Origin of the sequence: Yinghuangia sp. YIM S09857, assembly GCF_051388915.1 — a bacterium.
In the GTDB taxonomy this organism is placed as follows: domain Bacteria; phylum Actinomycetota; class Actinomycetes; order Streptomycetales; family Streptomycetaceae; genus Yinghuangia.
This window is the reverse complement of record NZ_JBPKBH010000004.1, coordinates 485,463-498,473: the sequence shown is the minus strand read 5'-3', so window position 1 is coordinate 498,473 and position 13,011 is coordinate 485,463. Positions and strand designations below refer to the sequence as shown.

At 71.2% G+C, this 13,011-nt stretch carries 12 protein-coding genes; 6 read left to right on the top strand and 6 right to left on the bottom strand.

What is annotated here, in order from left to right; genetic code table 11:
* Positions 1–21: 21 nt before the first annotated feature.
* Positions 22–420, bottom strand: a complete 399-nt coding sequence (locus ACRX5S_RS11105) for a hypothetical protein (RefSeq protein ID WP_436772672.1) — start codon at positions 418–420, stop codon at positions 22–24.
* Between the two features lie 93 nt (positions 421–513).
* Here ACRX5S_RS11105 and ACRX5S_RS11100 point away from each other — a divergent pair, with 93 nt between their 5' ends.
* From ACRX5S_RS11100 to helR, 3 genes are all read left to right on the top strand, one after another.
* Entirely contained in the window at positions 514–885 is a 372-nt protein-coding gene (locus ACRX5S_RS11100; RefSeq protein ID WP_436772671.1) for an ArsR/SmtB family transcription factor, read from the top strand.
* A 155-nt stretch (positions 886–1,040) separates the two neighbouring features.
* Positions 1,041–2,471: an MFS transporter gene (locus ACRX5S_RS11095; protein WP_436772761.1), complete on the top strand. Its 1,431-nt coding sequence runs from the start codon at positions 1,041–1,043 to the stop codon at positions 2,469–2,471.
* Between the two features lie 89 nt (positions 2,472–2,560).
* Entirely contained in the window at positions 2,561–4,741 is a 2,181-nt protein-coding gene (helR, locus tag ACRX5S_RS11090; protein ID WP_436772670.1) for an RNA polymerase recycling motor ATPase HelR, read from the top strand.
* On the opposite strand, the gene ACRX5S_RS11085 is transcribed toward helR, so the two are convergent.
* Positions 4,728–4,919, bottom strand: coding sequence for a DUF397 domain-containing protein (locus ACRX5S_RS11085; RefSeq protein ID WP_436772669.1), 192 nt, complete (start codon positions 4,917–4,919; stop codon positions 4,728–4,730). The genes helR and ACRX5S_RS11085 overlap by 14 nt on opposite strands.
* Positions 4,916–5,737: a helix-turn-helix domain-containing protein gene (locus ACRX5S_RS11080; protein ID WP_436772668.1), complete on the bottom strand. Its 822-nt coding sequence runs from the start codon at positions 5,735–5,737 to the stop codon at positions 4,916–4,918. Before ACRX5S_RS11080 ends, ACRX5S_RS11085 begins: the two co-directional genes overlap by 4 nt.
* A gap of 540 nt (positions 5,738–6,277) precedes the next feature.
* On the opposite strand from ACRX5S_RS11080, the gene ACRX5S_RS11075 reads away from it, so the two are divergent.
* Positions 6,278–6,868, top strand: coding sequence for a hypothetical protein (locus ACRX5S_RS11075; protein WP_436772667.1), 591 nt, complete (start codon positions 6,278–6,280; stop codon positions 6,866–6,868).
* Positions 6,869–6,881: 13 nt separating this feature from the next.
* Here ACRX5S_RS11075 and ACRX5S_RS11070 read toward each other — a convergent pair whose 3' ends face one another.
* Positions 6,882–7,088, bottom strand: coding sequence for a tetratricopeptide repeat protein (locus ACRX5S_RS11070; RefSeq protein ID WP_436772666.1), 207 nt, complete (start codon positions 7,086–7,088; stop codon positions 6,882–6,884).
* Positions 7,085–7,255: a hypothetical protein gene (locus tag ACRX5S_RS11065; protein ID WP_436772665.1), complete on the bottom strand. Its 171-nt coding sequence runs from the start codon at positions 7,253–7,255 to the stop codon at positions 7,085–7,087. The genes ACRX5S_RS11070 and ACRX5S_RS11065 overlap by 4 nt, the downstream gene beginning before the upstream one ends.
* A gap of 248 nt (positions 7,256–7,503) precedes the next feature.
* Here ACRX5S_RS11065 and ACRX5S_RS11060 point away from each other — a divergent pair, with 248 nt between their 5' ends.
* Positions 7,504–8,241 (top strand): hypothetical protein, encoded by a 738-nt coding sequence (locus ACRX5S_RS11060; RefSeq protein ID WP_436772664.1) that lies wholly within the window; start codon positions 7,504–7,506, stop codon positions 8,239–8,241.
* A gap of 13 nt (positions 8,242–8,254) precedes the next feature.
* Here ACRX5S_RS11060 and ACRX5S_RS11055 read toward each other — a convergent pair whose 3' ends face one another.
* On the bottom strand, positions 8,255–10,615 hold the full coding sequence (locus tag ACRX5S_RS11055) for a protein kinase domain-containing protein (protein WP_436772663.1): 2,361 nt from the start codon (positions 10,613–10,615) through the stop codon (positions 8,255–8,257).
* Positions 10,616–10,849: 234 nt separating this feature from the next.
* On the opposite strand from ACRX5S_RS11055, the gene ACRX5S_RS11050 reads away from it, so the two are divergent.
* Positions 10,850–12,901 carry a protein kinase domain-containing protein gene (locus tag ACRX5S_RS11050; protein WP_436772662.1) on the top strand — a complete coding sequence of 684 codons (2,052 nt, stop codon included), beginning with the start codon at positions 10,850–10,852 and terminating at the stop codon, positions 12,899–12,901.
* Positions 12,902–13,011: the final 110 nt, after the last annotated feature.

Below are 13,011 nucleotides of genomic sequence, written 5' to 3'. Positions count from 1 at the left end.
AGCCCTCCGGGTTCCGGCGGTTCAGTCCTTCGGCGCCGCGCCGAAGCGCAGGAATCCGGCGACCTGCGGGGCGAACGTCACCACGCCGTCCCCGACTCCACGGCGTATCCCCTCGGTCACGTCGTCGTCCGGCCGGCCGTACACCTCGAAGCTCTCCACGCGGCAGTGCTCCATGACGCCCTGGATGTAGGGGTCCGCAAGTCGCCAATGCGCGCGCACCGCCTCGGAGTCACCGAACATCTGGAAGCTGTGCGCCGTCATCTCCGGTTCGTCGATGAAGACTTCGACCATGAGCTGGGGTCCGTGCCGCTCGGCGAAGTCGACGGCGTCGGCGATGGCCTTGCGGAAGGCGTCCAGGTGTCCGTCGGTGATCCGCATCGTGTTGTGGAAGAGCAGGATGGTTTTCGCTTCGCTGTTCATGCCGACCATCATTGATCTTGAACTGAAGTCCGCGTCAAATCCGCCCCGGCCGTGATCCGCGGAGCCCCGCGCCGCCCGCTCTACGATGAGCGCATGAGTTCGGGCAGCCAGGACACCGCAGCCGATGCGCACCCGCCGCACGGCCGTGCCTCCGCCTCGGACGCCGACCGCCTGGACGCCGCGGTGTCGGTGCTCGCGCTGCTCGCCGACCGCACGCGCCTCGCGCTGATGCGCGAACTCGCCGAGGGCGAGGCCGACGTGAGCACCCTGACCGACGCGACCGGCGCGCCGCGCACCTCGGTGAGCCAGCACCTGGCGAAGCTGCGCCTCGCGGGCCTCGTGGTGGCCCGCAAGGACGGCCGCCGCGTCGTGTACGCGCTGCGTCACGGCCACCTGCGCCGCCTCGTCGACGAGGTGCTGAGCGCGGCCGACCACCAGATCCGCGCGCTGCCGCCGCACGACTGAGCGGGCGCCGCGCTGTCGGGCCGGATCAGTGACGACAACATGTGCACACGTATGCACATGTTGCCTTATGATGGACGGACCACCTCGCTCCGACCGGGATGAGGCCCGCCATGCCGAACGTGCGCACCGCGTCGGCCGCGCGGCACACCCCGCGCATGCCGCCCCTGCCGGGCAACCGAACCTACCGCCGCCTGTTCGCCGCGCAGGTGATCGCGTTGGTCGGCACGGGTCTGGCGACGGTCGCGCTCAGCCTGCTCGCGTACGACATCGCGGAGTCGGACGCCGGAACCGTGCTCGGCACCGCGCTCGCGATCAAGGTGGCCGCATACGTCGCGGTCGCCCCGCTCATCGGCGCCGTCGCCGCCCGGGTCCCGCCCCGCGTGTTGCTCGCGGGCGCGGACGCGGTGCGCGCCGGGATCGCGGCCGTCCTGCCGTTCGTGACGCACGTGTGGCAGGTGTACGTGCTGATCCTCCTGCTCCAGGCGGCCTCGGCGGCCTTCACTCCGACCTTCCAGGCGACGCTCCCCCAAGTGCTGCGCGAGGAACCGGAGTACACGCGGGCGCTGACGCTGTCGCGACTGGCGTACGACCTGGAGAGCCTGTTCAGCCCGGCACTCGCGGCCGGGCTGCTTGCGGTCGTGTCGTACGACTGGCTTTTCGCGGGCACGGTGGCCGGTTTCGCGGCGTCGGCGGCGCTGGTCGTGTCGGCCGTGCTCCCCAAGCCGGCGCCCACCCGGTCGGCCGGGCGCACCGACCGCGACCCGTGCAAGCACCGCGCCCGCGCACTCGGTGCGAAAGCGACGTCCGGCACCCGGCTGCTCTGGACCACGCCGTGCCTGCGCGCGCTGCTCGCCCTGGACCTGGCGGTCGCGGCGGCCGGGGCGATCGTCTTCGTGGACACCGTGGTCGTCGTCCGCGACCACTTCGGGCGGTCGGCGGGCGCGGTGTCGCTGGCGCTCGGGGCGTACGGCGCGGGCTCCATGGCCGCCGCGCTCCTGCTCCCCCACCTGCTCGAACGGCTCGGCGACCGCCGGGTGATGCTGAGCGCCGCGTACGCCCTCCCGGTCCCGCTCGCCGTCGCCGCGGCCGTGACCGCCGTGTCGGGCGGCACGGGCACGTGGCTCGCGCTGCTCGGTGCGTGGGCGGCGATCGGCGCGGCGAGTTCGGCGGTGCTGACGCCGAGCGGGCGGCTGATCCGGCGGTCGGCGTCCGACGCGGAGCTGCCCGAGGCGTACGCGGCGCAGTTCTCGCTGTCGCACGCCTGCTGGCTGGTCACCTATCCGCTGGCCGGATGGCTCGGCGCCGGGGCCGGACTCCCGGCGACCGCAGGCGTGTTGGCAGCCTTGGTCGTGGTCGGCGCGGTCGCGGCCACGGCGGTTTGGCCCGCCTCGCACGAAATCGCCGCAAGCGAGCCCGAGAACGCCGCCCAGAACGCCATCGAGAACGCCGCCGAGAATGATTGTGCGAATAGCGCCGCGGCGCAATCCGCTACCTGCGCCGCAGGCGCGGCAAATACATCAGGCGCGCCGCCAGAAAAAACTAACGGCAAGGAGGAATCTTCTCTCCTTGCCACTCTTAACTTATAGCGCATGGGGGGCCTTGCGGCAAGGCCCCCTTCGTACCGCAAAATCGCAGGCCTATGCCGGACAACCTGCGGAATCAGGAGATTCACCACGTGCGTGTGCAGTTGTCGGAGAACCGCCTGCACGGCGATGCCGACGCTTTCGCCCTGCCCGAGCCGCTGGCCGCGAAGGCCGACCCCTGCCTCATCGCCGCGGACGAACGCCACTTCGCCGCCATCGCCGAAAGCCTCGACCGGGCGATCGCCGAACTGTCCGTCCAGCTCGACGCCACCCGCAAGGCGCCCGGCGGCGTCGGCCGCGACGCCATGGACCGGGACATCGAGGTCCACCGCCTGTCGTCCCGCCTGCGTGCGCTGCGGCGCTTCGGCCTCGACCTGTGCCTCGGGCGCATCGTCGGCGCGCACGACGCCGAGCCCGTCTACATCGGGCGCCTCGGCCTCACCGACGACTCGGGCCGCCGCCTGCTGCTCGACTGGCGCTCCCCCGCCGCCGAGCCGTTCTTCGCCGCGACACACGCGCACCCGATGGGCCTCGCCAGCCGCCGCCGGTACCGCTGGACGCGCGGACGCGTCAGCGACTACTGGGACGAGGTGTTCACCGCCGACGGCCTCGAAGGACATGCCGCCCTCGACGACCAGTCGGCCTTCATCGCCGACCTCGGCGGCAGCCGGTCCTCCCGGATGCGGGACGTCCTCGGCACGATCCAGGCCGACCAGGACGCGGTCATCCGGGCGGGCTCGCGCGGCGCGCTCGTCGTGGACGGCGGTCCCGGCACCGGAAAGACCGTGGTCGCGCTGCACCGGTCGGCGTACCTCCTGTACGCGGACCCACGGCTGGGCCACCGGCGCGGCGGCGTGCTGTTCGTCGGGCCGCATCAGCCGTACCTCGCGTATGTCGCCGACGTGCTGCCGAGCCTCGGCGAGGAGGGAGTGCGGACCTGCACGCTGCGGGACCTGCTGCCCGAGGGCGCGGCGGCGGAGCCGGAGGCCGACGCCGAGGTGGCGGGGCTGAAGGCGTCCGCGGACATGGTGAAGGCGGTCGAGAAGGCCGTCCGGTTCTACGAGGAGCCGCCGGCCGAGGGCATGGAGGTGTCGACGGACTGGGGTGACATCTGGCTGAGCGCGCAGGACTGGGCCGAGGCGTTCGCGGCACCGTCGGCGGCGACGCCGCACAACGAGGCCCGTGATCTGGTCCTGGCGGAGATCCTGGACATCCTTGCGGACAAGTTCGAGGGGGACGACGAGGTCTCACCCGACGCGTTCCGCAGGTCGGTGCGCCAGGACCCGGACCTGCTGGACACCCTGAACCGGGCGTGGCCGCTGCTGGAGCCGACCGACGTGATCGGCGACCTGTGGTCGGTCCCGGCGTACCTCCGCATGTGCGCGCCGTGGCTGACCGCCGACGAGGTACGGATGCTTCAGCGCAAGCACGCGCCGCACGCTTGGACGGTGTCGGACCTGCCGCTCCTGGACGCTGCGCGGTTGCGGCTCGGCGACCCCGAGGCGTCGGTGCGGAAGCGTCGGCAGGAGGCCGCCGAGGAGGCCGAACGCGCGCGGATGGCCGACGTCATCGGCAACATCATCGAGGCCGACGCGGACGGCGAGGGCGCGGTGACGATGCTGCACGGCAAGGACTTGCAGGACAGCCTCGTCGACGAGAGCGCACTGCCGGGCGCGGCAGCCGACCCGTTGGCCGGTCCGTTCGCGCACATCGTCGTGGACGAGGCCCAGGAACTCACGGACGCGGAATGGCAGATGCTGCTGACCCGCTGCCCGTCCCGGAGCTTCACGATCGTCGGCGACCGGGCACAGGCGCGGCACGGCTTCACCGAGACCTGGGACGAACGCCTGGAGCGCATCGGCCTCGACCGCGTCCGGGTGGCCTCGCTGAGCATCAACTACCGGACGCCGGAAGAGGTCATGGCGGCGGCCGAGCCGGTCATCCGGGCGGAGCTGCCGGACGCGAACGTGCCGACGTCCGTACGCAGCAGCGGAATTCCGGTGACGTACGGCTCCGCCGCCGAGCTGGACTCGATCCTCGCCGCGTGGGTCGCCGAGAACCCGGAGGGAGTCGCGTGCGTCATCGGCGACCCGGGCTTCGAGCCGACGTCGCGGGTGCGGTCGCTGACGCCGACGCTGTCGAAGGGCCTGGAGTTCGATCTGGTTGTGCTGGTCGACCCGGAGGCGTTCGGGACCGGGATCGAGGGGGCGGTGGACCGCTACGTCGCCATGACGCGCGCAACCCGCCAACTCGTGGTGCTCACAAGCGATTGAGGTCGCGGAGGAGTTGAGACCAGGACGAGGATGAGATCAAGAGGTGGCCGCGCTCGGTGGCCTTGCTGTCGCGAACCCCGACGGCGGGATCGAGCGCGGCCACCTCGACGCATTCCGTCGTGGCACTACGACTCGACTTGCGCCAAGCAACGTCGGAATCGCGATCGGCAAGGTTCATGCGTCGCCTCCAGTGAGCGAGTCCAACAACCTCAGACTGGCCTCCGGACTCAAAGCGGCCGTTCTCAGCAAGTCGTAGCTATGCTCGCATAGCCGTACTGCCGTTGGAAGATCGACAAGCTTGCCTCCGGCCATGCCCTCGACATATGCGCAGGTCGGGCTGTCCTCGAACGACAGCAGCACAACCCCGCCGTTCATTCCCGCGTGAGCGCCCGCCGACAGCGGCAGTACCTGCAACACGACAACGCGACGTCGCAACAGGTCTGCCAGATGGATGAGTTGATCACGCATGATCGCCTCACTGCCAACGCGCCGCAACAGCACCGACTCGTCAACCACCGCCCACACCTTCGGCTGACCACCGCGTCCGATGAGCTCCTGACGCCGCATGCGCAACGCGACAACCTCTTCCGCGGCCTCGGGCGCGTACACCCACCCGGCATTAACCACCTCGCGCGCATAGGCCTCGGTCTGCAATAGGCCCGGAACAACGGTCGGCGAAAAGTAGTCGATCTGGATCGCCGACGCTTCGAGCGCGACGTAGTCCGGGTACCAGTCGCGGTTGTCGGAGTTGTGCACCACGTACCACAACAGCTCCAACACGCCCTCGGTCTTCGTCTTCAGGACTCGATCGGTAAGGATGGCGAACTCTCGCGACGGCGACCGCCGCGCCGTCTCCACCATCGCCACCAACCCGTCGCTGTAGTTCAGTTCCTTCGCCAGCGCGGCCTGGCTCAGCCCCGCCTTCTCCCTGAACTCCTTCAGCTTCCTGCCGAAGTACGCCAGCGCGGACATCCCTTCGTACGGGTTCTCGCGCATGTCTCCCCCTTAACAACGAACGCGGTTAGTACCCGAACCATGGCTCACCGTAGCGCTATCCGGTTTGCTGGTTGGCGGGAAACCCACTAATCGCTGGGAGACGCATCCGTGCCCGAACGTCCGCCCGTGCCACGGTTAATGACCATTCGCGTGTACTCCGTTGACGCAGAAGGGCGGCGAAATCCGGCCACGAGCGCCCGGACGATCCGGTTCCAACCCGGAGCGTGGACCGCACCGGCCGCCCCCACCCACTGGCCGCCCTGCCGGTGCCCGAAATGCCTCGGCTCCTCTGCTGCTCTGTGACCGCAAGCCTTGCCCCTCGTCCGGCCGACACGATGAACTCGACCTTGTTGGCGACGTCGACCGAAAATCGGGGGAGCAGTGCACGAGCCGCGGCAGGCAAGGCAGTTCGGCTACGAGGTATCGCCCGGCCCGGCGATAGCGACCGACGGCGGACGGGAGTTCGCGACTGTGCTCCGCCGTCAGCCCTTGATCACGCTGAAGCATGGCAAACGGGTGGGCCTGGTGGTTGTGGTGATCTTGACCACCACCCAATTCGTCGTCTTCTGGGCAATAGGCGGTCTCGGCGACCTCGCCCTCCTGTTGGTCATCCTCGTTGTCCTCCAGGCACTGGGGATTGCCGTCACTCGGCGATACGAGGTGTCCAAGTCCAGGGCCTGGACCGAGAAGGCCGTCAAGGTGATCGAGGAGCATCCTTGGCAGGTGTGGCCCTGCCGTGTGGAGAAGGCCAACCCGGAGAAGACCATTCACCACCGGTTCGTCATGCGCTCCGCGGAGCGGGCAGACATGCGGGTGCTTGCCACATCCGTCTTCGTCCGCGTGATGCTGCTGGCGCCGGACGGGTCCGTGGCGCGCAGGTACGCGTCCCGCATCCCTGACGACGTGTGGCGCGGCTTCACCGACGGCTTGGGCGCGCTGTGGATCTGCGGAGACCTCCGCTTCGAGATCATCCTCGCCACCCCCGGCGCGCAGGACTGCTGGCCGGGCACCCTGCTCCCGGAGCTGACCACCCGTCCCACCCTCGCCCGGGAGCACCGGGAGAACGCGGACGACATCGGCGTCATCGCCCGCGAGGCTGGAAGTTGGGCCCTCAGTCAGTGGCTTGGGTGAACTCCCGTGCGGGTCAGGCGGGTTGGGGGCACGGCGAACGGGTCGGCGTCGGCCCTGGCAGCCCAGCAGGCGTGGTGTTCGCGGACGCGCACGTGTCAGGGTGGTCAGGGCCGAAATCGCGGGTGTGCTCGGCGAGTTGGGACGCGAACAGGTCCCGGGCCAGGGCGGCGTCCTCGGCTGCTCCGGAACCGAGGTCGTCGGCGCCAGGGGGCAGCATCACGTCGTGTTCCTCCGGATCCGGGGTTTGGCCAGGTCGGGGATCAGCGCCGCGAACAGCTCACGGGCCGTGGCGGGGTCGCCGGCTTCGGCGAGCCATAGGGCGTGGGCGCGGCGGGCGTCCAGCGTGTCCCGGTGGTCGGCGCCGCGGATAGCGTCCGCCCGTGCCACGGCTAATGACTATTCGCGTGTACTCCGTCGACGCCGAAGGGCGGCGAAATCCGGCCACGAGCACCCGGACGATCCGGTTCCAGCCCGGCGCGTGGACCGCACCGGCCGCCCCCACCCACTGGCCGCCCTGCCGGTGCCCGAAATGCCTCGGCTCCGTTCCTGCCCCGTAACCGCAAGGCTTGCCTCACACCCGCCGCCACGATGGACTCGGCATTGTTGTCGACGTCGACCGACAGACGGGGGAAACCGTGCACGAGCCGCGGCAGGCAAGGCAGTTCGGCTACGGGGTGTCGCCCGGCCCGGCGATCGCCACCGAAGGCGGGCGGGAGTTCGCGGCGGTACTCCGCCGCCAACCCACCCTCATCAGGCAGGCCGGCGTGCGGGTGGGCCTAAAAGCCGCGGCGATCTGGATCCCTTTCGAGTTGGCCGTCTACTTGGGCGGCGGCGCGCTCAAGGAAGTCGCCCTGGCTATGGTCGGCGCCTTCGTCCTCTCCGCGTTGGTGGGCGCCATCGCGCTGCGACGCAAGGTCTCTCGGTCCCGGGTCTGGACCGAAAAGGCGGTCAAGGTCGTTGGGGAGCACCCCTGGCAGGTGTGGCCCTGCCGAGTGGAGGAGGCCGACCCCGAGGGCAGCATCCAGCCCCGGTACGTCGTACCCTCGTTCGAGTGGCGGGACTTGCCTGCCCTTGCCACTCCCGTCTTCGTCCGGGTCATGCTGCTCGCGCCGGACGGGTCGGTGGCACGCACCTACGCGTCCCGTATCCCCGAGTACGTGTGGCACAGCCTCACCGACGGCCTGGCAGCGCTGTGGATCTGCGGGGACCTCCGCTTCGAGATCGTCCTAGCCACACCCGGCGCGCAGAACTGCTGGCTGGGCACGCCGCTTCCGGCGCCGACCACCCGACCCGCCGCGCGGGAGGACGCGGACGACATCGGCGTCATCGCCCGCGAGGCTGGAAGTTGGGCCGTGAGTCAGTGGCTCGGGTGAACTCGCGTACGGGTCAGGCGGGTTGGGTGGGCGTGGCGAACGGGTCGGCCTCGGCTGCGGCGGACCAGAAGGCGTGGTGTTCGCGTACCCGGGCGGTGTCGGGGTGGTCGGGTCCAAAATCGCGGGTGTGGTCGTCGAGTTGGGACGCGAACAGGTCCCGGGCGACGGCGGCGTCCTCGACCGCTCCGGATCCGAGTTCGTCAGCGCCGGGAGGCATCAGCACGTCGCGCTCCTCGGGCACGCGGGGCTTGGACAGGTCGGGGATCAGTGCCCCGAACAAGTCGCGTGCCGTGGCGGGGTCACCCGCTTCGGCGAGCCATCGGGCATGGGCGCGGCGGGCGTCCAGTGTGTCCTGGTGGTCGGCTCCCATGACGCGGTCCGCGTCGGCGACCAGCACTGCGAACAGGTCACGTGCCGCAGCGGGGTCACCCGCCACGCCGAGCCACCGGCCGTAGCTGAACCGCGCCGAAAGCGTCGTCTCCTGCTCCGGCCCGATGACCCGACCTGCCGCGGAGACCACTTCGGCGAGGAGATCTCGTGCCCCGTCGGGGTCGCCCGCTTCGCCGACGAGGGCGGCGTGGAACAAGCGCGTGACGATGGTGTCCTCATGGTCGTGCCCGAGGACAAGTGCCTGCTCGGACGCCAGTGTTCCGCACAGGTCGCGCGCGGTGGCGAAGTCACCGGCCATGGCGGTCCACGCAATCTGCCCGTAGCGCACGGCGAGGACGTCCGGATCGTCGGGTCCGAAGTAGCGCATCTGCCGGGCCACCACTTTCGCGAACAGTTCCGCGGCGCCGGGCGTGTCACCGGCAAGGCCGACAAAGTACGCATGGGCGAACTCCGCGTGGAGCACTTCACGCGTCTCGGGGCCGAGTACACGCGAGGCGCTTGCGGCCAAGGCCGCGCACAGGTCGCGTCCCTCGTCGAACGACGCCGGCGCGGCGACGAAACTCGCGAGATAGTCGAAGCGCGAAGCGAGCGTGTTGAGATGGTCGGTGCCCAGGACGCGTTCCTGGTCCGGGATCAGCGCGGCGAACAGGTCCCGCGCGGCGGCGTTGTCGCCGGCCTTGGCGGTCCAATACCCGTACGAGGCACGGGCCTCAAGGGTCTCGGGGTCGTCGGCGCCCAGTAGTCGGACGTGGTCGGGAATCAGCGCCGCGAACGCGTCGCGGGCTTGGGCGGGTTCGCCGGCGTCACCGACATCCATCGCTCGGGCGCGCAGTTCGACCAGTTCCGCGCGGACTTCGGCGTCGTCCCGGCGCGGCGTGCCGGTGTCGGCGGCGGTTTCCGGGGCTTCGTCCTCGCGGGGTCCGTCCTCGCTGTCATCCGCCGCGCTGTCGTCCGCGGGAGGTTCGTCCGCAGGAGATTCCTCCGCGGGCGGCGGATGTTCGGCCTGCTCCTCGGCGAACGGGCGGGTCGGGGGCGGCGGCGGGACGTCCGTCGTGTCGGGTCCGGCGTCCCGGGCGGCCTCCGGCCTGGCGCGGGTCTCGATCAGGGCGCAGACCCGCGGCGGCAGCCACCCGCGCGCCGCGTGGGCGGACGCGTCGGGTCCGGCGTACCGCCCGAAGCGGTCCAGGATTTCGCCGGGGGTCGGGCGCCGACCGGCCTCCTTCGCCAGGCAGTCCTGGACGAGTTCGACGATCCCGCCCGGGACGCCGTCGAGGTCCGGGGCGTCGAAGAAGGTCGCGGTCATCACCGCGAAGAAGTCGGGGCCGATGAACGGAGACCGCCCGGTGGCGGCGTACACCAGCAGTGCGCCGAGGGAGAAGATGTCGCTGGCGGGTTCGGCGGCGCCGCGCAGGTGCTCGGGCGCCATGTAGCCCGGGGTTCCGACGATTTGGGCCGTCGAGGTGTACACCGTCACCGAGTGCAGGGCCTTGGCGATGCCGAAGTCGATCACGCGCGGGCCGTCCTCGGCGATCAGGACGTTGCCCGGTTTGAGGTCCCGGTGCACGAGCCCGTGGACGTGCACGGCGGCCAGGGCCTCGGTGATCCCGGCGGCCAGCCACCACAGCGCGCGCTCGGGCAGCACGCCGCACGCGGACACCGCCTCGTCCAGCGCCGGAGCCGGGACGAACGCCGTGGCCAGCCAAGGCACTTCCTCGTCAGGATCGGACACCCCGACCACGGGGGCGGTGAACGCCCCGCTCACCCGCTGCGCCGCACGCGCCTCGCGGACGAACCGGGCGCGGAAGTCCCGGTCGTGGGCCAGGTGCGGGCGGATGGTCTTGAGCGCGTACAGCCTGGTCCCCTGGCCGCGGGCGAGATACACGCGGCCCATGCCGCCTTCGCCCAGCAGCCGCAGCAACGTATACGGGCCCACGCGCTCCGGGTCCCAGGCCTCCAGCGGCCGACCCCACACCAACCCCGACACCGCGCCCCTTCCCACGTCCTGGACGTCCCATCCTGTCGCCAACCCAACCCGCGCGGTGACGGAACCCCCTCACACCAGCGGGAACGGGCACGCGGTGTCCGGACAAAGGACCACGATCGCGGAGTCGCAACGACCCGGCGACCAGGGCGCGTTCCACAGATCATGATCGGTGGCGAGGGTGGACGGCAATAATGGGCCGGTCGTCGGGGGCGCACAACGGGGAGGCGTACGAAGATGCGGGAACTCGGGGCGCAGGATCCGCAGTTGGTCGGTCCGTACCGGCTGCTGGGCAGGCTGGGGACCGGGGGCATGGGCCAGGTCTACCTCGCCCGGTCCGACGGCGGCCGCACTGTCGCCGTCAAGCTGATCAGGCCCGAGATGGCGGACAACCCGGAGTTTCGCGCCCGATTCCGCCGGGAGGTAACGGTGGCGCGCAGCGTGTGTGGGCGGTGGACCGCGCCGGTCCTCGACGCCGACCCGGACGCGGCGGTGCCGTGGGTGGCCACCGGCTACGTCGCGGGACCTTCGTTGCACGACGTGGTGGGCCGCTGGCACGGTGCGCTGCCCGAACCTTCGCTGTTCGCCTTGGCCAACGGCCTGGTACGGGCCCTGTCAGACATCCACGCAGCCGGGCTGGTGCACCGCGACCTGAAACCGTCGAACGTGTTGGTGACCATCGACGGCCCGCGGATCATCGACTTCGGCATCGCGCGCGCCGTGGAGGTGGAGACCGCGGCCTGGCACACTGCGACGGGGTCCGTCGTCGGGTCGCCGGGCTTCATGCCCCCCGAGCAACTCCGAGGCGAGCAAGTCACTCCGGCCGGCGACGTGTTCTCCCTCGGTGCGGTCCTGGCATTCGCCGCCACCGCGCGGCCCCCCTTCGGGGACCCTGCCTCCGGTGTGCACGCGATGATGCTCCGGGTCTTGCAGAACGACAAGGACCTGAGCGACGTCCCCGAGCGGATGGCCGCCCTCGTCGAACACTGCCTGGCACCGGCCGCGGCCGACCGTCCCGGCCTCGCGGAGCTTGTGCGGCTGACCGCCGAGGGCGACGTGTGGGACGGCGGGTCGACGACGGAGCCGTGGCTGCCCGCCACGGTGATCGCGCGTCTGGGACGCCATGCCGTTGAGTTGCTCGACTCCGAGGCCCCGAACGGCGACCGGCGCGGCGCGCCGCGCCCCGGGAAGGCCCCGCACCCCGGGGACGCCGCACCCCAACCTGCAAGCACACCCGAGCCCTTGGCCACCGCCGCCTCCGACGCGCCGCCCAGCGCGTCCGAGCAGGGCACGCCTCCTGTGCCCGCCCTGACTGCCGGAACGCGGCGAGGACCGCGGCGCAGAATCGCCGTGACCGCCGCGGCCGCCGCCGTCGCGCTGGTGATCGGCATCGGCACGTGGGCGGCGTTGGACAAGGACGACGGCGGCCCCACCGCGAATGCCGGCAACGGCTCCCCTACCCCGGCCGCGAGCGAGCCCCGGACGTCCGGGGGCACCGCGGCGACCGACACCGGCACCGTCCCGGCCGTCGGGGACCGGGCCGCCCCGGCCCCGGGAGACCCCGCCCCGAGCACCACCTCGGCGCCGGTCACGCGCGGCATGGCCGATGTCGCGGGAATTTGGGAGGGCACGTCCCAGCGCATCGGTGAGGCGAACACCACCCACCACCGGTTCGAGCTGACCGACGGCAAGGTCGGGGACCGGGTCGGGAAGGTCTGGGCCGTGTACCCGCACGCCCTGTGCGTCGCCCACGTCGTCCCGGCCGCGGTGGAGGACGACCACGTCACGGTGAGCACGGAGAAGGCGTACGACGTGCCCGACGGGGCCTGCACGTTCACCGGCGTCTCCACCCTCGGCAAGACCGGCTCGACGCTGTACTGGAAGGACTCCGGGCTGACCGCGGCCCTGCAACGTGCCGCCGACCGGGCCGAGCCCGAGGCGGTGCCGGAGGCATTTCTCGGCGCTCGGCGGCAGACGGACCCCACCGGTGCCCGGCACGTTCTCACCCTCGTCCAGGGAAACGTCACCTCTGCCTTGCTGTCGTGGTCCGTCCGCGGACCCGACGGGTCGCGCTGCGCGTGGACGCACACCCTGATGGCCGTCGGCCCGCAAGGGGAATGGCTGTTGTTCGGCCCCGCAGACGACGCGACCTCGGAACCTGCGGGCGCGTGCGCGGACGGCGGCAGGCATTCCCTGCTGATCCAGGCGCCAACGGCCGACCGCCCGGAACTGACGATCCGCGAACTGCCCGAGGGACAAGGAACCTGGGAGTTCTCCTCCCGCACCTGACCTCGGACGGGCGGGCACCGGAGGTTACTTGCGACCGTGGCCTCCGGCGCGGTACCTCGCCGCAGGCGCGCCGCGCCGCGACGTCTCCGGCTGCGGACCTGTGCCGAGCC

Bases quoted from the DNA above. Each gene is read 5' to 3' on its own strand.
- ACRX5S_RS11085 (WP_436772669.1), bottom strand. From the start codon at position 4,919: ATGAACCTTGCCGATCGCGATTCCGACGTTGCTTGGCGCAAGTCGAGT.
- ACRX5S_RS11105 (WP_436772672.1), bottom strand. From the start codon at position 420: ATGAACAGCGAAGCGAAAACCATCCTGCTCTTCCACAACACGATGCGG.
- ACRX5S_RS11100 (WP_436772671.1), top strand. From the start codon at position 514: ATGAGTTCGGGCAGCCAGGACACCGCAGCCGATGCGCACCCGCCGCAC.
- ACRX5S_RS11050 (WP_436772662.1), top strand. From the start codon at position 10,850: ATGCGGGAACTCGGGGCGCAGGATCCGCAGTTGGTCGGTCCGTACCGG.
- ACRX5S_RS11095 (WP_436772761.1), top strand. From the start codon at position 1,041: ATGCCGCCCCTGCCGGGCAACCGAACCTACCGCCGCCTGTTCGCCGCG.
- ACRX5S_RS11080 (WP_436772668.1), bottom strand. From the start codon at position 5,737: ATGCGCGAGAACCCGTACGAAGGGATGTCCGCGCTGGCGTACTTCGGC.